The organism is Rhodococcus sp. AW25M09 (assembly GCF_000333955.1).
In the GTDB taxonomy this organism is placed as follows: Bacteria; Actinomycetota; Actinomycetes; order Mycobacteriales; family Mycobacteriaceae; genus Rhodococcoides.
Window position 1 is genome coordinate 53194 of record NZ_CAPS01000005.1, and the last position, 17880, is coordinate 71073.

The following is a 17880-nucleotide window of genomic DNA, read 5'->3' on the forward strand; positions in this document are numbered from 1 at the left end:
GTGCCGGAAGGATCAGGAGCTCTGAAGCGCGTCCCAGATCATGTGTACCGTCGTACCGCTCTCATCCGAGGTGACTGCAGCGCTGTCGGCCAAGGCCCGCATCAGCGGAACACCGCGCCCGCGGTTGGGATCGGAGCTGTGCGACGCCCAATCTCCCCGATCGGTCACCTTCACGTCGATCCGTCCCTCGGCACCACACAGCACCCGGATGTCGAGAGTGCCACGATCGGAATGGTCTCGATACGCGTGCTCGACACTGTTCGCTATGGCCTCGTACGTCGCCAACACCACGTCGTACGCCCGATCCTGATCGACGCCCACACCGTCCAACCACTCCCCGAGCTCACGACGAAGTTCCGACGCTCGATCCGCATCAGCCGGTTCGCCGGTGAACAGAAGTTCTTCCATTCGCGCGCCTGCCGTCGAGATCGAACTGTCGGAATGTGAGTCGTCACCTCCGGAGAGTGTCGCCATCATGAGTCCCGTCTACCCAAAAGTTCAAGATCTACCCTTGTGAATTGCAACGAATGCTTCGTCGACCGTTGCGTAGATGCCGAACACCTCGTCGAGACCGACCAGAGTGAGCGGGCGACCGGTGGCCGGACCATCCGCGACCACCGCAAACCCGGCCCCACCGCCGAGTTGCTGATGCGTCGACGCCAGCAGCGACATGCCTGCAGATGCGAGAAATCCCACATCACTGAGATCGATCACCACGGCCGTCGGCGACTTCTCGAGCACCAGAGCGACCGATTCGGACAAGTCGGGAGCAGTCACCAGATCCAGTTCACCGGACACGGCCAGAATCACATCCTGATCACGCCACTCCACGATTACATCGAAGTGCTGGGGCCCGGGGCCCATATCGTCGGCAGTCACACGGCGACTTTACCCCGCCGTTAGCAGACAACCAGCGCCGGCGAAGTCCACTAGATGTGACATTGACCCCCGAAAAGTCCACTAGACGTGACATTGACTCCCGTGGGGCCCGGGCGACGTGACATTGACTCTCGTGGGGCCCGGGCGACGACGGCGGCATTGCGTCCGCACAGCCGACTTGTCGCACGCGTACTAGGCTCGCTGCGGTGATCGAGGGACTGCAACGAGCGGACCGTCGTCGTTCGGTCGTCGACTATGTCGCGGTCACCATCGGCGGCGCAGTCGGCGCTGCGTTGCGGTACGAGGTATGGACGTGGCGCTCATCGCCGCGGTGGCTGTTGATGAGCACCTTCGGCGTCAATGTGTTCGGCTGTCTTGTCGTCGGTGCTGCGCTCGGGTATTTGTCCGGCCGGCCGGCTCCGGCGGCTCGTGCGGGGCTGTTCGGCCTTGCCTGCGGATTCACCACTTTCAGCTTGTACGCGTTTCAGGCGGTGACGCATCGCGGCGCGTGGAATTCGGTGATCTATCTGCTGGGAACACCGATGCTGGCCTTGATCGCGACGGCTCTCGGAGCGGCGATCACCAGACCGCGCACCACGCCATGACGACGATCGTGCTGGTGGCAGCCGGGGGTGGGTTGGCGGCGCTCGCGCAGTTCGTGTTCTCGTTCGCGCTCACGTCTCGGCGACGGCTGTCCGCGCTCAATCTGACGGCATCTGCGGCCTTGGGACTGGTATTCGCGATCGATCCACCGGAAGCTCTTCGATCGGTGGTGGCCGTCGGTTTCCTGGCTTCCGTGGCTCCGATGGCAGCGGTGGCAGTGGTCACTCTCCGACTCACCCGCGATCAGCAATATCGCAGCGCAGCAGCATTTTTCGTTGCAAACATCGTGGGCGGTATCGCTGCCGTGATGTTCGGATTCCTGGCATGGAAGTCCGGCGTCACGCTCTATCACAAGCTGGTGTGAGCAGGTCAGTCGTTCAGCGAGTTATCGCACGTTCCCTGGATACCTGCCTTGACGAATCCCGCGAGCTGGTACAGGTAGGTGAATTCCCACTCGACGAGGGAGAAGTCGTAGGCACGAGGCGTCGGACGCATGGTGACGGTGCCGTCGAAGCATCGATCGAAGATGAACCGTGCACGGGGTAGGTGGTAGCGCCAGGTGACGACTACGACGTGATTCCACCCGCGCTCACGGGCGAGGTTCTGGGTGAAGATTGCCTCTCCGCGCGTGGTCGACGGAGCCGGTGGAATGCAGAGCACCTCGAACTGCGAGGTGGAAGCCGCACAGTACTTCTTCATCGTCGGGTCGCTGGAACCGTACGGATCGGACAGCACGACGGTCTTGGCCACTCCCTGCTGAGCGAGTGAGATGCCGTATGCCTCTCGGCCGTCGTGCTCACCGCCCAGCACGACGATGGCATCGGCGGTAGTCATCGGATCGACGCGAGCCTTGGTGAAGGCGACGTAGCCGCCGATACCCACCAGAGACACCATTACAACTGGGATCGCGAAAGCGAGAATCAGCAGCAAGCGTCCGCGGAGCACCTCACCAGGTTAGGGAAGGTGATCCGCGGGCGCGCGATCAGAGACTTGGATCACTCACTCGCTGGGCTGCGGGATGGTGACGTTGCAGTCCGTGACCTCGGGGTTGATGCCGAAATAGTTGAGTGGTCCTGCGACAACGGTCAAGGCGATGGTTCCCGCGCCTGCACAGTTCTCGGGTCCGCTCTCGAAGTCTCCGCGCTGGTACGACGCGAAAGCGCCGACAATCAGCCAGACGAGAACGATCAACGTTACGAACCTCATGGTGCCCCCTTCAGCAGTCAGCCGCCGTTCGGCTGTCGGTAAACGAGTGTGTCCGATTGCCGCACTCTTCAAACCGGATTCACTCGTTCTGCCTGGCCAGCGTCTGCGACAGATACTCATCCAGTGCCTTTTCCTGGACGCGGTCGAGGGCTCGGGCGAGTTCCGCTTGCGCCGATGTCATCGCCAGGCTGCGCATCTTCTCGAACATCTCGGTGGTCTCGGCGATCTCGCCCGATTTCGGGAGCCAACCCGGCCCGTGTTGCTCCGCCAAGTGGTCGGTCACGCACCCCACCATCGACTCGGCGATGGCATTCATCTTCGAGGCGGTCAGCTCGTGCTGATCGAGCAACTGCTCCAGGGTGAAGCCGTACTGGCTCAGATCGACGAACACCTCGAGAAGAGCGGGGTCGAGGATCTCGCACTGGTCGCCGTCGATCCTGATCAGCTTCGCTGCGGTCAGTCGCGCAACGATGGTGTCGTTGTCATCTCCGAGAAATTCCGCGATCAGCTCGAGGGGAATGGTAGTGGTCTCTTCGGACGACCATTTACGGGTGACGATTTCCTGGAGCCCGAGGATCTCCCCCAGATCCTTGCCCTGCTCCCAGCCCGAGAAGAAATCGGCGATGTGCGCCGAGGTGAACCCCCGTTGAAGCAGCGCGTCGATCACCTTCAGCCGCGTCAGGTGATCGTCATCGTAGATTCCGACGCGGCCTCGGAGAGTTGGCGGCGGAAGTAGTCCGCGTTCCTGGTAAGCCCGCACGTTGCGAGTGGTCGTCTTGGCCTCTCGAGCCAAGTCGTCGATTCGATACTCCACCGATCTCCCTCCCTCCGCCGCGCGCCGACCCACAGGATATACGTCGACCACGCGGCGGAAGGGAGAGCCGGTTTTGAACCTCATCGCACCGGAAGCATGCTCTCGTGCAAGGCGTTCACTTGGTCAGCGATGGTGTCTACCTTATCGAGTGCACCCAACTTGGCGTCGAGCATGGTGAGAACCTCCTGTACTTTCGCCAACGTCGCCGCCACCTCGTCGAGAGTTCCATCGACGCGCCCGAGCACGTCGTCGACGTTGCCGAGTGCCTTGTCTGCCCGTCCGATCACGTCGGCCGGGTTTTTGGGGAGAAATCCCATCTTCGTTTCTTTCGTGTGGTTCAGGAGTGGGCAACGACCCGGGTGGGTTCCCGGGGTACGTCCACGCGACTCGGGACGGCGTTGTAGTCGCCCTGCTCGACGTGTTCGAGTTGGGCGACGTACTGGGTGGCGAAGCCGGGGAACATGGTGGCATTGAAACCGTCTTCGGTGAGATACCAACTGCTGCAACCGGAATTCCAGGTCGTCTTCGCCAGTTTGCGCTGAATCTCCTCGTTGTACGCATCCTGAACGTCCTGGCGCACATCTGCGCTGTGCAGATTGCCGTCCAGCACGAGGGAGATCGCCTCGACGAGGTAGTCGATCTGAGCCTCCATGTACACCAGCGCCGAGCTGTGTCCAGGCCCGGAGTTCGGCCCGAAGGTGAAGTACATGTTCGGGTAGCCCGATACCGCAATACTCTTGTACGCCTTGGCCCCTGCGCTCCATTCGTCGGCCAGCACGCGGCCGTCGCGACCAGTGATCGGTATGGGCGTCCCGGTGTTGGAGACGTCGAATCCGGTGGCGAAGACGATGGCATCGAACTGGTGCTCGACGCCTTCCACGGTCCGAATTCCCCTCGGTGAGAGCGTCGCGATCGGCCAGGTCACCAGCGTGCAGTTCGGCTTCTGAAGAGCCGGGTAGTAGTCGCTGGTCATCAACAGTCGCTTGCAGCCGGCCCGAAAACGGGGTGTCAGCTGACGCCGTAGCCAGGGATCGCGAACCTGACGACGCAGATGCACGCGACCGACCAATTCGACGATGCGAGTGAGCGGTGTTTTCCAGACGACACCGAGGGCGACGAACTCGTGGCCCCAGAACCATAGCGAACGCGCCAGGGTCTGAGTCTGCGGGACCCGCGCGTATCGACGCTTGGTGCCGGCCCGCGTCTTTCGATTGATCCGGGGCAACGTCCAACCGGGAGTGCGTTGGAACACCTTGACCGTCTCGGCGATCTTCACCAGTTCGGGAACGATCTGCACAGCGCTCGCCCCGGTTCCGACGACCGCGATCTTCTTGCCCTCGAAGTCGTAGTCGTGATCCCAGCGCGCACTGTGGATCTTGTGCCCCTCGTAGGTGTCGATGCCGCGAATGTTCGGTAGGCTGGCGTTGGCGAGCGGCCCCGACGCCATCACTACCGTGCGCGCTCGAACATCGGCCCGCCCGTCGCTGCTCAGATGCCAGTGACCGGCCGCTTCGTTCCAGATTATGTCGATAACGTTGTGCCCGAATCGAATACGCGACTCGATGTCGAACTCGTTCACCATCGTGTGGATGTAGTCGAGAATCTCGCCGCTACCGGAGTAGGTGTGCGACCAGTCCGGATTGGGCGCAAAGCTGTACGAGTACAACCTCGACGGAATGTCGCAGGCTGCGCCCGGGTAGGTGTTGTCGCGCCAGGTTCCACCGACTGCGCTGCCGCGTTCGAGGATGACGAAGTTCTCGATACCTTTGTTGCGCAGTCGGATAGCCGCACCGATTCCGGCGAATCCCGCGCCGACGATCACCGCATCGAGCACATCTTCACGCACATCGAACTCGCTCATGCGACGGGCTCGTAGGTCAGTTCCTTGGCCCAGGTCGGCTCGGAATTGAGTGTCTTGGCCGGGTACCGGCCGGTCAGCTTCACCAGTCCGTCCGCAAGGAGGTGATAGGGATGCTTGCGATTGATCACGATGCTGCCGTGCCACTGCACGATTCGATACATCGGCACGCGCAGCGCCTCCGGGCTGCGCTGCCCCACACTGCGGAATCTCTTCATCGCGGTGTAGAGCCGCTCTTCGTCGACGCCCATCTCGACGATGTTGTCGCGCATCTTGTTCAGCAGCGGGATGTACCGCAGAGTGCCGACGATGAGGGCAGGATTCATCCACGCACCGACGGTGTCGACCAGAATCTTGCGCATCCGAGAATGCCCGAGCAGCTCGATCACCGCGAAATCGACAGCCAGATGGCGTGATTCGTCCGAGTTGATCTTCTTGAACACGGCTTGACACACCGGGTCGTCGATCTCGTCCATGATGAACTTCACCAGCGCACCGTCCAATGCGACCTCGAGCATCGGAATGACGGTTCCCAGCACGGCCAGCGACAGCCCGTCGGAGTGCTTGTCCAGCCAGTCGATCACGAGCTTGACGTTGATGTTCGGCTCGGGCATCTGATCGCCGTCGAGCATGCCCCACCGACGCATGAGAGCGAGTTCGGCATTGGCATGCTTCTGCTCTTCGGCGTGGAAGTAGCGATAGATTTCGGCCAAGGTCTCGTTCGGTGCCTTCAGCGCCATCGCGGCGAAGCCTCGCGCCCCCACGTTCTCGATCCACATCAGATCGGACATGAAGGGCTTGAGCTTGGCGTGCAGTTCCGGGCTGATGGTCTCGGCCCCCGGTGCGTCCCAATCGATGTCGGCCAGCGCCCACTGCCGATCCTTGATCTTGGTCAACATGTCTTCGAAATCCATTGCCATGTCAGGCTCCTGTGGTTGTCGAGGTAAGGGTGTCGTTCTTCGTCGGCTCCTGCTCGGCGGGCATCACACGGTTGAGTAGCCCCAGAACTCGCACGTACACCGCGGGTAGCAGTCTCTTGAATCGCCATACGGCCTTGGCGTCGAACTGGGGCACGACGTAGAGCCGCCCCTTGTCGAAGGCATCGAGGGTTCCGGCAGCGATCTTGTCGGGCGATCGTCCGGTCCAGCGCATCGCCATCTCGGCCAGCCGGGACGAACTCGCGGTGATTCGGCCGTCGACCGCCACATTGGTCTTGACGAACGTGGGGCACAGAACCGATACGCGCACACCGGTGCCCGACAGTTCCGCCGCCATCGTTTCCGACAGCGACATCACTGCGGCCTTACCCACGTTGTACGGACCCATCAGCGGCGCTGCGGCGAAGCCGGCGGCAGAGGCGACGTTGATGATTCCGCCCTCGCCTGCGGTCCGGAACGCAGGGGTGAACACTTCGCAGCCGTGGATGACGCCCCACAAATTGATACACAGTGCCCAGTTCCAGTCCTCGAAACCGATGTCTCCAACGGGCTTTCCGCCGATCCCGACCCCGGCATTGTTGATCAGTACCGTGACGGGCCCGTCGAACTCGATGCCGGCGCGCAGCGCGAGCTCTTCGACGTGCTCACGTATCGACACGTCACATTCGACGGCGAATCCGATGCCGCCGAGTGCGTGCACCATCGCTACCGTCTCCTGCGCTCGCGGCAACGAGATGTCAGCGCACATGATGGCACCTCCGCGGCGGGCCAGCTCGAGCGCGAATGCTCGGCCGATGCCGCTGCCTGCACCGGTCACCACCGCCCTCGACCCGTACGACGGTTTCCCGATCTTGGTTCTCATCGATTTACCTGTTTCATCGAATTATGTTGTACGACGGGGTTGTCGAGTGTTCGGGTGATGAACTCGGATGCATGCTCGAGTGCGTGTTCGGCCTCGGGTATCAACCGTGGGAGAGCCTGGAACACATGCATCTGGTCGGGCCAAATCTCGAGTTCGCACAGTCCACCGGCCGCATGGATCATCGTGTTCAGATGCCGCGCGTCGCCGCGCAGCATCTCGGCTCCGCCCACTTGAATCAGGGTGGGCGGCAGATCGCGCACCAGTGCAAGATCGAGCCGTAGCCGAGGGAGGTCGGCGTCATGACCGTCGGTGTACAGCGCTACTAGTTTTCGAGCTGCCGCTGCCGAGATCATCGGGTCCTTCCGCGAGCGTTCGGCCTGCGCAGAGAGCCCGAAGTTCAGGTCGACGAGCGGCGAGAACAACACCATTGCCCCCGGTTGGGGCGTCCCGGTTCGGTCGTTCTCGATGAGCAGGTCGGCCGCGAGGTGGCCGCCGGCCGAGTCTCCTGCGATCACGATGTTCGCGGCCGAGTACCCCTGGTCGAGGAGCCAGCGATAGGCCGATTCGACGTCGTCGGCTGCGGCGGGGAACGGGTGTTCCGGAGCGAGCCGGTAGTCCACCGTGAACACCGGCAGTCCGGTGGATCTCGACAATCGCGAGGTCAGGCCGCGGTGCGTTCGCGCGGAGCAGATGACGTAGGCGCTGCCGTGGATGTAGAGAACCACGCGTGGCCCCGGGGTCAGCCCGGGTGCTCGTACCCACTCGCCACGTACCGGGTCGTCGGACACCAGATCCACTCGCGTTCCCTTCGGAACCGGTCCGAAGAGGTTCATCGAGGTGGCGACGAGGCGCCGGGAGAACTCGACACCACTGCGGTTCGTCGGTAGCAGGTTGGTCATCGGGCGCAGCGTCAGCCGAGTCGTCAACGCCGCCATACGAGTTCGTCGGGAACCTGCGGCGAAGACGCCCCGCGGCAGGTGGTCGCGATTTGTGGTCGTAGTCACCTCGTCACCATGATCCGCTATCCGCCATTTGTCAATGGCCTATTAAAAGATGGCGAAGTGTGCAACAGTGACGGCTGACACATTTCGAGCCCGAAGGGGGGAGCACGTGACGATGTTCAAAGGCGCACCATTGGCACAGCTCGGTACGTCTACCAGCGGTTCAGAAGCCAGAATCCTCGAACTGGAAATTGCCGAGGTGACCTACGAGACAGAAGATGCGATCTCTCTCGGCTTCGTCGTTGCCGAACGCCGAGACGAGTATCTTCACTACGAGCCGGGGCAATTTCTCACGCTCGAGATTCCCTACGCCGACAGCGATTCGATTGCGCGCTGCTATTCGTTCTCGAGTTCACCGGCACGTGGCCCATTGCCGACTGTGACAATCAAACGAATCCAGGACGGTGTCGCGTCGCACTGGTTGCACGAGAACGCAGTTCGAGGGATGCGACTGAAGGCGCTGAAGCCGTCGGGCATGTTCGGACCCGAGAACTGGGACGTCGACTTCGTGCTCGCGGCCGCGGGTAGCGGAATCACCCCGATGATGTCGATCCTCGAGACTGCGCTGTTCCAGCACGCCAACCGAATAACCCTCGTCTACGCCAATCAGAACCGCAACTCGGTGATCTTCGCGGACCGACTGACCGAGCTGCAGTCTCGCTTTCCCGATCGACTCGACATCCACCACTGGTACGCCTCGGACTCGGGACTGCCCACTGCTGCCGGACTGGCATCGCTCGACACGAGAATCCCGACCGAGTACGAGGCACTCCTGTGCGGTCCCCCGCAATACATGAACGTCGCCGAGGAATGGCTCACCCGCACCGGCACCACAGCACGCAGAACACATCGCGAGGTGTTCTCCTCCTTCGACTCGAATCCGTTTCGGAACAACGACTCCCCTCTCACCCACGAACCGGATTCGGACTCTGTCACCGCCGAGGTCGAGATCGACGGAATATCGACCGAATTCGCCTGGAATACAGGCACGAAGCTGCTCGACCGGCTCCTCGAACTCGGTCTCGATCCGCCGTACGTGTGCCGCGAAGGCACCTGCGGTGGCTGCGCTTACACACTCACAGCGGGCACCGTGACAATGCTGGCGAACGAGACGCTCGACGACCACGAACTTCACCAGGGTGTCCGGCTGGCATGCCAATCAGTGCCTGCCGCCGAACCGATTCGAGCGGTGCTCGACCGCTGATGACCAACGCGATGGGCCGGATGGCCTCGAACTACTTGCGACAGCACCCCGCTGTCGCGGTCTCCACTTTCGGACGCCAGATGGCGATGGGCGTCCGCGCGGGTAGATCGCTCACGTCGGACATAGCGCACCGAACGTTTCCGTTCTCCGAGTTCATCCGCCAATGTGCCTTCATGGCAAGCACATCGGTCATTCCGACCTTGCTGGTCGCGATCCCCTTCGGAGTCATCGTCTCGGTTCAGGTCGGTGCCATCGCCGGCCAGGTCGGTGCCACGTCCTTCGCGGGAGCTGCGAACGGTCTCGGCATCATCCGGCAGGGGGCTCCGTTGGTGACTGCACTGCTCATGGCCGGAGCCGTCGGGTCGGCAGTGTGCGCGGACTTGGGTTCGCGCACCATCAGGGACGAGATCGACGCGATGAAGGTCATGGCCATTTCGCCGCTGCAGCGTTTGGTGGTGCCGCGGCTGGCCGCAGCGATGCTGGTCAGCGTGTTGCTGTGCGGGAGCGTCTGCTTCGTTGGATTCATCACCGGCTACATGTTCAATGTATTCGTTCAGTCCGGCACACCGGGAAGCTATCTGGGCACGTTCGCTGCCTTCGCCACCGTCGGCGATCTGGTCCTGGCGCTTGTCAAGTCCGTCGTCTTCGGCGCGATCGTCGCAATCGTGGCCTGCGACAAGGGATTGACGACCAGGGGCGGCCCGGGCGGTGTGGCGAATTCGGTCAACGCGGCGGTGGTCAGTTCGGTGATCCTGCTCTTCGCGGTCAACGTGCTGTTCACCCAGCTCTACACCATTGTGTTCCCGGCTCGGTTGATCTGACATGGCTACTCGATACACTCCGCCGCTGCTGAGGCCTGTCGTCACGACCGCAACCATCGTCGTCGGCGCCCCGACTCGCGCCCTGGCCACGTTGGGCCATCAAGCGACCTTTCTGAGCCGATCCATAGGATCCATGCCGTACACGCTGAGGCGGTACAGACCCGAACTCTGGCGGCTGCTCTCGGACGTCAGCTGGGGAAACGGTGCCATCGTCGTCGGCGGCGGCACCATCGGGGTGATCGTCCTGCTCGGGGCCTTCGCCGGAGCCACCGTCGGTATCGAGGGCTACACCGCGCTGAATCTCTTGGGGATGGGTCCTCTGACCGGGGCCGTGTCCGCCTTCGGGACCACTCGAGAACTGGCACCCCTGATCGCAGCCATCGGCTTCGCCGCCCAGGCCGGCTGCAGATTCACAGCACAATTGGGTTCGATGCGGATCGGCGAGGAGATCGACGCGCTCGAGTCACTCGCAATCGACCCGCTGGCCTACCTCGTCAGCACCCGCATGATGGCCGCGGTGATCGCGATTCTGCCGCTCTACGTCCTCGGATTGAGCGCGAGCTACCTGACCGCCCAAATCGTGGTCGGAGTGCAGAGCGGACAATCCGCGGGCACGTACCTGCATTACTTCCACTCGTTCCTCTCCGTCCAGGACGTCCTGTATTCGGTGGCCAAAGCCGTTGTCTTCGTTCTGCTCACGACGATCATCCAGTGCTACTACGGGTACTACGCGTCCGGCGGTCCGGAGGGCGTGGGCGTGGCAGCAGGCAGAGCCATTCGGACCAGCATCATCGTCGTCATTTTTGTCAATACCTTGATGACCCTTGCGATGTGGGGATCCGATCCCGGCATCAGGATCTCGGGATAAGGGCGGCATGTTCGACGTGGGAGGACGGACACCATCGATGTCCGCGCTCGTAATTCGCGGCCTGTGTGTATTCCTGGTGATCAGTGCGATCGCGGGGGTTCTACTGGCGCGCTACACGGGTATCTGGCGCAACACCGTCGATGTCGTCGCGTCGATGCCTTCACTCGGCGACGGTCTGCCGCAGAATGCGGACGTCAAGTTCCGCGGAGTTCTGGTCGGCATGGTCGCCGGGGTGGACAATGATGCTGCGGGAACGAGTACGGTAGCAATCCGATTGAATCCTGCCCGGGCCGAGACGATTCCGAATACCGTCACCGCGAGGGTGGTGCCCAGCAACATCTTCGCCGTCTCCTCGATCGAGCTGGTGGACACCGGTGCAGGAACCAGCATCGAGGCAGGCACAACCATTCCAGGCGACGCATCACGGGAAACACTGGAGCTGCAAACCGCGATGACGAGTCTGCGAAACGTGTTGACGGCCGTCGACCCGGAGAAGTCGAGCTCGGTACTGAGCACGCTCGCCGACACCCTCGAAGGCCGAGGCGAATCGATAGGCACCACGGTCTCGGTTGCCAGCAAGTACCTCAGCACACTCCGTGCCGAAATACCGGACCTCACCACCGATATCGATCTGCTCGACACCTCGATCGGCAGCCTGAGCAGAACTGCACCACAGTTGTTGGACACCTTGGAAAGTTCGCTGATTCCCGCTGCAACCATCGCGGAGAAACGCTCCCAACTGACGAACTTCCTGACCAGCGCGGCCGGGTCCACTGCAAGTCTCGACGCGGCACTGGCACCCAACCTGTCCGGCGCCATCGCGTTGGTTCGCGACCTGGATCCGGTCATGGGTGCACTGGCCGTCAACGGGGACGACCTCCCTGCCGGTGTGCGAGCACTCGGACAGACTCTGGAAGGCTTCAACCGCGCTTTCACCGGCCCCAACGGTCGACTGATCTGGTCGATCGACATCACCGCTACCCCCTTCACTCCGTACACCAGGCAGGACTGCCCCCGCTACGGCGATCTGGCCGGACCCAGCTGCAGCACGGCACCGCCGTCGCGGTCCGGGGGCAACGGCACTGTGGGCACCGGCACTGTGGTCGAGGGCACTTCGGGCGACGGCACTGGGGACGACGGCCCTGTGAATAACGGCACTGGGGACGACGAGGACGCATCGGCCGAGGGTATTTCGTACTCACCGGGCAACGTCGGATCCGTCGGCAGCGATGACGAGAAGGCGGCGATCGGCGCCGTTCTGGGTAGACCGGCCGATGCCACTTCGGTCATCCTTCTCGGCCCATTGCTTCGTGGGCAGACCATCGCGATCGACAATGCCGATTCGGTCGGTGCACCATGAAGTCGATCCGCCGTCCGTTGATCGGATTCAGTGTCTTCATGGTCCTGGCCATTGCGGTGACAACGCTGATCTGGACCACGCTGGGCCGCTCGGTCGCAGGCGAAACCAACACGTACGCCGCGCTTTTCGAGGATGCATCTGGACTGCAGAGCGGCGACGACGTCCGGATCGCCGGCGTGCGAGTAGGTAAGGTGGAGGACGTATCGCTCGACGGTCACACAGCACGAGCGCGTTTCATCCTCGAGCGCGGTCAGACGGTGTACCAGAACACGACAATCTCGATCAAGTACCAGAACTTGATCGGCCAGCGCTACCTCGCCCTCGACACCAGCGGGGAAGCCACCGGGTCGGTCCAGCCCGGCTCGACCATCGGGACCGATCGCACCGAGCCGTCGTTCGATGTCTCGGCTCTCCTCAACGGCTTCCAACCACTGTTCAGCGTGCTCGATCCCGAGCAGGTCAATTCCTTGTCCGAGTCCATCGTGCAGACGCTGCAGGGAGATGGTGTCTCGATCAGCACTCTGGTCGTTCAAAGCGTCTCATTGGCATCGGAATTCGCGGAGAAGGACGAAGTAATCGGCCTCATTCTGACCAACCTGGGAGAGGTACTGGCCGAGGTTGCCGATCGCGGCGACGAAACGGTGACCCTGATCGAGTCCACACAGAAATTGATGACCGATCTCAATGCGCAGGCGGGGCCGCTGGCCACTGCGGTGCGCACGATCGGAGACACTGCCGGTCCCGTGGCCGACATGGTGGACGACGTACGGCCGACGCTGTCAGGCACCATCGATCGACTCGGAGCGACCACCGATCTCGTGAACGGAGACGGTGCGCAACTGCGCACGTCGATCGGGTTACTGCCCTCGGTGCTCGCGTCGTTCGCGCGCATAACCGAGAACGGCAGCTTCATCAACATGTACGTGTGCAATCTGGACGTCAGCTTCGCCGGATTACTCTTTTCACCAGGTGTTTTCAGTCAAGTCGGCGGCACAGCACAGTCGGAGGTCTGCCTCGAATGACATCGTTACCGTCCCGCATTCGGGCATCCCTACCGACGATGCAGCGCGACTTCTGGCGCGGCATCGTCGGATGCGCGACGATCGTCCTACTCTTCGTCGCAGTGATCGGCTACCAGCATGCCGGTATGGGCAATCGCACCGTCGACGTCCTCTTCGCTCAGTCCGCCGGACTGCAGAGCGGAGACGACGTTCGGATCGCCGGAGTCTCCGCCGGGAAGGTCGATTCTCTCGCGCTGACGGGCGATCACGTCTCGGTCGCACTCGAGGTGGACGACTCCGTGGAGCTGGGCTCCGACACGAGAGCCGAAATCAAGCTGTCCACCATTCTGGGATCGCGCTATGTCTCGCTCACGCCCGACGGCGATACCCCGCTGGGGAAGAATCCGATCGATCTGTCGCACAGCACAGTTCCTTTCGATCTGCAGAAGGCCATTCAGACCGGCACACCGGTGATCGAGCAGGTCGACGCGAGAACGGTGCGCGAGTCACTGACCACGGTCGCCGATCAGCTCGAGGGCACTCCCGAACTGACCGGGCAGGCATTGGACAGCATCTCGACCCTTTCCAGGGTGATCTCCGATCGGCGCGATCAGATAGCCGCACTACTCGACGACGCGGACCAGGTGACGGAGCGATTGTCGGAGAACAGCGCCGCCCTGACGTCGATGCTGGGCCAAGGCGCTGCACTCGCAGGATCCATTGTCTCGCAACGGGGTGCGGTGGCGAAGCTGATTGCGGCCACCGACGCCCTCACCGCCCAGCTCGACAGCGTGTTCACCGAGAACCGCGCAGCCATAGAACCGTTGATCGGTCAATTGACCGCGCTGAGTCAGGGTTTGGCGAACAACGACGACACACTGCGGAGGGTCTACGAGGGTCTACCGGTGACAGTCCGACAGATGACGAACGCCTTCGGTAACGGCCCCTATGCCGACATCGCCACTCCGTGGTCGCTTCTGCCGGACAACTGGCTGTGCTCTGCCAACGTGGTGCAGGGGTGCCGATGAGAGCCGGGATCCGCGTCGGCGCGGTTGTGTGCGTGTCAGCGGTGCTCGTGTCGACCGCCGGCTGCGGTGTGCCCCGGTCGTTGTCGTCCGTGACCGGTTCGACCATCACGATAACCGCCGATCTGGACAACTCTGCCGGACTCTACGAAGGAAACGAGGTTGCGGTGTTGGGCATGTCGGTAGGAACGGTCGACAGCGTCGAGGCGCAGGGATCGCACGTACGCATCAGCATGACGGTCGACCAGTCGGTCCAACTGCCTGCCGATCTCGATGTGGCGACGATCTCGACGTCGGTGGTGACCGATCGGCACGTCGAGTTGACCCCTCCGTACTCGGGAACCGGACCGGTACTCGAAGACGGCGCGCATGTGCCGCTGGCCAGAACTCACGTACCCGTCGAGATCGACAGAGTGCTTGCCGCCGTGACCGAATTGTCGACCACACTCGCGGACAACAGCGACGGCAATCGACCGATCGCGGACCTATTGGCGGTGACGAACGACGGGTTGACGGGAAACGGTGCCAAGATCCGGTCCACGCTCGACGACCTGTCCGGAGCCTTGGCGGTCGGGGTGGACAACAAGGATTCCTTGACTCGCCTGATCACCTCCGTCAGCGAGCTGAGCCGCGTTGCTGCAGAGAACGATACGCAGATTCGTGACTTCTCGACCGACATGGCGCAGGTGATCGGCGAAGCCGGTGATCAGTCGGCTGCCCTCGGCGATACCGTTGCACAGATCAATCGGCTGACGAGTGAGCTGACGGGTCTGATCGACGCGAACCGTGACTCGTTCCCAGCCCTGTTCGCGAACTTGAAGACTGCGGTGTCAGGACTGACCGATCACGGTCGTGAGCTCTCCGAGACGATCGACACGGCACCGACCCTGTTCCGCAATCTGGAGAACGCCACCGATCCGGCCTCCCAAGCTTTGCGCGTCCATTTCCTCACCGACAGAACGGTATTCGATACCGAATTGGTCAACGAATTCTGCCAGCGCATCCAACTGAAGTCGGAGGGTTGCAGAACCGGTCGCGTGTACGACTTCGGGCCGGACTTCGGAATCTCGGCTGCGCTGCTGGGGCTGAGTCAGCCGTGAGGTCCTGGGCGATGCCGATTGCGGCATTCTCGGCTACTGCGATCCTTGCCGGCTGCAGCACCACACTCGAGGACCTGCCGCTCCCCAGCCCTGGGGTCGGTGCCGATTCTTACCGCATCGACGCCGTCTTCACCGATGCGCTGAACCTCCCCCAGCAGGCGAAGGTCAAACTCGGCGGCGTCGACATCGGTCAGGTCCAGGAGATCGATGCGGAAAACTACACGGCGCGAGTACAGATGGCTATCCGATCCGGAGTGGACCTGCCTACGGATGTGCGAGCAGAACTGCGGCAAGCGACTCCGCTTGGAGACGTCTTCGTCTCACTGTCTTCGTCGCCGGAAGCGAACCCGGACACTCCGCGGTTGCGGCCCGGTGCGACCATCGATGTTGCCTCGACCTCAGCGGGTGCCAGCGTCGAGGAACTACTCGCCTCTGCGTCGATGGTCGTCAACGGTGGCGGCGTAAGCAGACTGCAGACCATCATCGAAGAGTTGGACACCGCAACGGCGGGCCGAAGTGCAGACGCATCGCACATCATCACCGACCTCACCGCGACGGTGACAGACTTGAATCAACGCACAGATCAAATCGATTCGATGCTGACCAGGACTCAGGAGCTCAGTTCGATTCTGGGTGCCAGAACCGAAGCCATCGACGCAATTGCGCAACAATTGCCCGAGCTCACTCAGACCCTGGCCGACAACAGCACAGGAATCACCGATGTCCTCGCAGCCGCGGGAGGTGCGGCCGACAAGCTCGGAACCTTCACCGACGAAGCAGGTCCGGCGCTGCGCGACCTACTCGTCGGCACCGAGCAGACCTTCTCGTCCGTTGCAGCGATCGGCGACGACCTCGACGTCGCCATGAAGCAACTCGAGCAGCTCGCGCCGAAGCTGGCCTCCAGCACCAAGGGCAACTCTGTCGCGATCTACGTTCGACTGTCGTGGCTGAGCCTGGCGGCGCTGGACGATCCGTCGAGCCACTGGCCGGGCGCACAGGACGGCGAGGACTTCGTCGGCAGCCTGACCGACACGTTGGACCGCGTGTACGGACGTGTCACCGGGCAGGGGCTCACTCCTGTGCCCACCGTTGATCCGCCGACTCCCACCGGCACCCCGAACGACGACGCGGCCGGCCGATGATACTGCGCCACTGGGTGAATCGACACCGTGTACTCGTTTCGAACACTGCGCTCGTACTCGTCCTCCTGATGGGGACGGCATACCTCACCATCGGAGCGCTGCGGATCGATCCGTTTGCGAACGACTACCGCGTCACCGTGCGACTGGACGGATCCGGCGGGTTACAAGCGAACGGAGATGTCTCGGTACGCGGGCAACGAATCGGGCGAGTCGTCGCTGTCGACATCACCGACGATGGTGTCGAGGCGCAGCTGGACATCGCGGCCGTTCACCGCGTTCCGGCCGACGGCACCGTCGTAGTCGCTGCACTGTCCGCTGCAGGCGAGCAATACATCGACTTCCGTCCCGATTCCGACGACGGCCCGTATCTGGTCGACGGCGACGTGGTCGAACAGGATCGCACGAATACCCCGGTTCCGTTCGCCACGATGCTGGTCGGCGTCACCGATGTGGTGAGTCAGATCGATCCCGCACAGTTGTCGTCGATCATCGACGAGCTCGATACCGCGATGGCAGGTGGCCCCGCGCAGCTGCAGGCGATCGTCGACGGCGGAGCGGCTCTGCTCGCCGGCTTGGATTCAGTTCTTCCCGAAACGATCACCCTGATTCGCACCGGCCGGACACTGCTGCAGACCGTCGGCGACATCGAGCCCGATCTGACCCGCCTGGCACTCGGCGGCACGTCGTTGGCCGAGCAGCTGGCCGCGTCGGACGCCGAGATCCGCGCTCTGCTCGACGACACGCCTGCTCGACTCGATTCCGTGAAAGCGGTCGTCGCCGACAATCGCAACACGGGTGGAGATCTACTGAAGAACTTGGCCCGCATCGCCAGGGCCGCTCGGCTGCACACGCCCGCGATCGAGGCTCTGTTCCCGGCGATGTCGGCGGGCGCAGGCGCATTCGGACTTGCAGGCCACGACAACCAACTCAACGTCGTTGCCGATCCGTACCCGAGGCCGACATGCGATTACCTCAACCCGACCGTGTCGCCGTCCATCGCCGCGATGACGCCGCCGCTGAAATACATGTACTGCAACAGCACCGATCCGGGGATTCAAGTTCGGGGAGCTCAGAACGTTCCGCGTCCACCCGGTGACGACACCGGAGGTCCACCTGCCGGGTCCACCGGGAAAGAGCGGGTAGCAGGTGGCTGACCGGCCCCCCACTCTCCAGCCCGACCGGGCGCACAACCGATCCC

General features: G+C 62.7%; 21 protein-coding genes. 11 read left to right on the forward strand and 10 right to left on the reverse strand.

All coding sequences use genetic code 11. The features are described 5' to 3' along the window. Positions 1-12 precede the first annotated feature (12 nt). Positions 13-477 (reverse strand): ATP-binding protein, encoded by a 465-nt coding sequence (locus RHODMAR_RS00665; protein WP_008710138.1) that lies wholly within the window; start codon positions 475-477, stop codon positions 13-15. Between the two features lie 21 nt (positions 478-498). Continuing rightward, positions 499-879 (reverse strand): STAS domain-containing protein, encoded by a 381-nt coding sequence (locus tag RHODMAR_RS00670; RefSeq protein ID WP_008710147.1) that lies wholly within the window; start codon positions 877-879, stop codon positions 499-501. 206 nt (positions 880-1085) lie between these two features. Between RHODMAR_RS00670 and RHODMAR_RS00675 the strand changes: the two genes are divergently transcribed. Together RHODMAR_RS00675 and RHODMAR_RS00680 are read left to right on the forward strand one after the other, a co-directional pair. Next, positions 1086-1484: a fluoride efflux transporter FluC gene (locus tag RHODMAR_RS00675; RefSeq protein ID WP_008710148.1), complete on the forward strand. Its 399-nt coding sequence runs from the start codon at positions 1086-1088 to the stop codon at positions 1482-1484. Next, a complete protein-coding gene (locus RHODMAR_RS00680) occupies positions 1481-1846 on the forward strand; it encodes a CrcB family protein (RefSeq protein WP_042937387.1) in 366 nt (121 codons plus the stop codon). Before RHODMAR_RS00675 ends, RHODMAR_RS00680 begins: the two co-directional genes overlap by 4 nt. 5 nt (positions 1847-1851) lie before the next feature. On the opposite strand, the gene RHODMAR_RS00685 is transcribed toward RHODMAR_RS00680, so the two are convergent. The 8 genes from RHODMAR_RS00685 to RHODMAR_RS00720 all read right to left on the reverse strand — a co-directional run bounded on the left by RHODMAR_RS00685 (position 1852) and on the right by RHODMAR_RS00720 (position 8164). Then, complete coding sequence (locus RHODMAR_RS00685) at positions 1852-2427, reverse strand: YdcF family protein (protein WP_008710149.1); 576 nt, start codon at positions 2425-2427, stop codon at positions 1852-1854. Between the two features lie 54 nt (positions 2428-2481). After that, the gene (locus tag RHODMAR_RS00690) at positions 2482-2688 is read right to left on the reverse strand and encodes a hypothetical protein (protein ID WP_008710150.1); all 207 of its coding nucleotides are present in this window, start codon (positions 2686-2688) and stop codon (positions 2482-2484) included. A 79-nt stretch (positions 2689-2767) separates the two neighbouring features. After that, positions 2768-3502, reverse strand: a complete 735-nt coding sequence (locus RHODMAR_RS00695) for a MerR family transcriptional regulator (protein ID WP_042937389.1) — start codon at positions 3500-3502, stop codon at positions 2768-2770. Positions 3503-3582: 80 nt separating this feature from the next. Then, positions 3583-3819 (reverse strand): hypothetical protein, encoded by a 237-nt coding sequence (locus RHODMAR_RS00700; protein WP_008710152.1) that lies wholly within the window; start codon positions 3817-3819, stop codon positions 3583-3585. A 20-nt stretch (positions 3820-3839) separates the two neighbouring features. After that, positions 3840-5363, reverse strand: a complete 1524-nt coding sequence (locus tag RHODMAR_RS00705; RefSeq protein WP_008710153.1) for a flavin-containing monooxygenase — start codon at positions 5361-5363, stop codon at positions 3840-3842. After that, complete coding sequence (locus RHODMAR_RS00710) at positions 5360-6280, reverse strand: hypothetical protein (RefSeq protein ID WP_008710159.1); 921 nt, start codon at positions 6278-6280, stop codon at positions 5360-5362. Before RHODMAR_RS00710 ends, RHODMAR_RS00705 begins: the two co-directional genes overlap by 4 nt. 1 nt (position 6281) lies before the next feature. After that, positions 6282-7160, reverse strand: a complete 879-nt coding sequence (locus tag RHODMAR_RS00715) for an SDR family NAD(P)-dependent oxidoreductase (protein WP_008710161.1) — start codon at positions 7158-7160, stop codon at positions 6282-6284. Next, positions 7157-8164 (reverse strand): alpha/beta hydrolase, encoded by a 1008-nt coding sequence (locus tag RHODMAR_RS00720; RefSeq protein WP_232433531.1) that lies wholly within the window; start codon positions 8162-8164, stop codon positions 7157-7159. The genes RHODMAR_RS00715 and RHODMAR_RS00720 overlap by 4 nt, the downstream gene beginning before the upstream one ends. Positions 8165-8276: 112 nt before the next feature. Between RHODMAR_RS00720 and RHODMAR_RS00725 the strand changes: the two genes are divergently transcribed. From RHODMAR_RS00725 to RHODMAR_RS00765, 9 genes are read left to right on the forward strand one after another with little or no spacing between them, the layout of a single operon-like run. Beyond that, the gene (locus RHODMAR_RS00725) at positions 8277-9365 is read left to right on the forward strand and encodes a ferredoxin--NADP reductase (protein ID WP_232433536.1); all 1089 of its coding nucleotides are present in this window, start codon (positions 8277-8279) and stop codon (positions 9363-9365) included. Positions 9366-9376: 11 nt separating this feature from the next. Further along, positions 9377-10186 carry an MlaE family ABC transporter permease gene (locus RHODMAR_RS00730; RefSeq protein ID WP_051047701.1) on the forward strand — a complete coding sequence of 270 codons (810 nt, stop codon included), beginning with the start codon at positions 9377-9379 and terminating at the stop codon, positions 10184-10186. A 1-nt stretch (position 10187) separates the two neighbouring features. After that, complete coding sequence (locus RHODMAR_RS00735) at positions 10188-11054, forward strand: MlaE family ABC transporter permease (protein ID WP_008710167.1); 867 nt, start codon at positions 10188-10190, stop codon at positions 11052-11054. A 37-nt stretch (positions 11055-11091) separates the two neighbouring features. Continuing rightward, a complete protein-coding gene (locus RHODMAR_RS00740) occupies positions 11092-12414 on the forward strand; it encodes an MCE family protein (RefSeq protein WP_008710169.1) in 1323 nt (440 codons plus the stop codon). Then, on the forward strand, positions 12411-13436 hold the full coding sequence (locus RHODMAR_RS00745; protein ID WP_008710171.1) for an MCE family protein: 1026 nt from the start codon (positions 12411-12413) through the stop codon (positions 13434-13436). Before RHODMAR_RS00740 ends, RHODMAR_RS00745 begins: the two co-directional genes overlap by 4 nt. Continuing rightward, positions 13433-14443 carry an MCE family protein gene (locus tag RHODMAR_RS00750; protein ID WP_008710173.1) on the forward strand — a complete coding sequence of 337 codons (1011 nt, stop codon included), beginning with the start codon at positions 13433-13435 and terminating at the stop codon, positions 14441-14443. The genes RHODMAR_RS00745 and RHODMAR_RS00750 overlap by 4 nt, the downstream gene beginning before the upstream one ends. Beyond that, positions 14440-15540 (forward strand): MCE family protein, encoded by a 1101-nt coding sequence (locus RHODMAR_RS00755; protein WP_008710175.1) that lies wholly within the window; start codon positions 14440-14442, stop codon positions 15538-15540. Before RHODMAR_RS00750 ends, RHODMAR_RS00755 begins: the two co-directional genes overlap by 4 nt. 11 nt (positions 15541-15551) lie before the next feature. Further along, positions 15552-16682 (forward strand): MCE family protein, encoded by a 1131-nt coding sequence (locus RHODMAR_RS00760; protein ID WP_008710177.1) that lies wholly within the window; start codon positions 15552-15554, stop codon positions 16680-16682. A 14-nt stretch (positions 16683-16696) separates the two neighbouring features. Further along, complete coding sequence (locus RHODMAR_RS00765) at positions 16697-17836, forward strand: MCE family protein (RefSeq protein WP_157225922.1); 1140 nt, start codon at positions 16697-16699, stop codon at positions 17834-17836. The last annotated feature ends 44 nt before the right edge of the window (positions 17837-17880 follow it).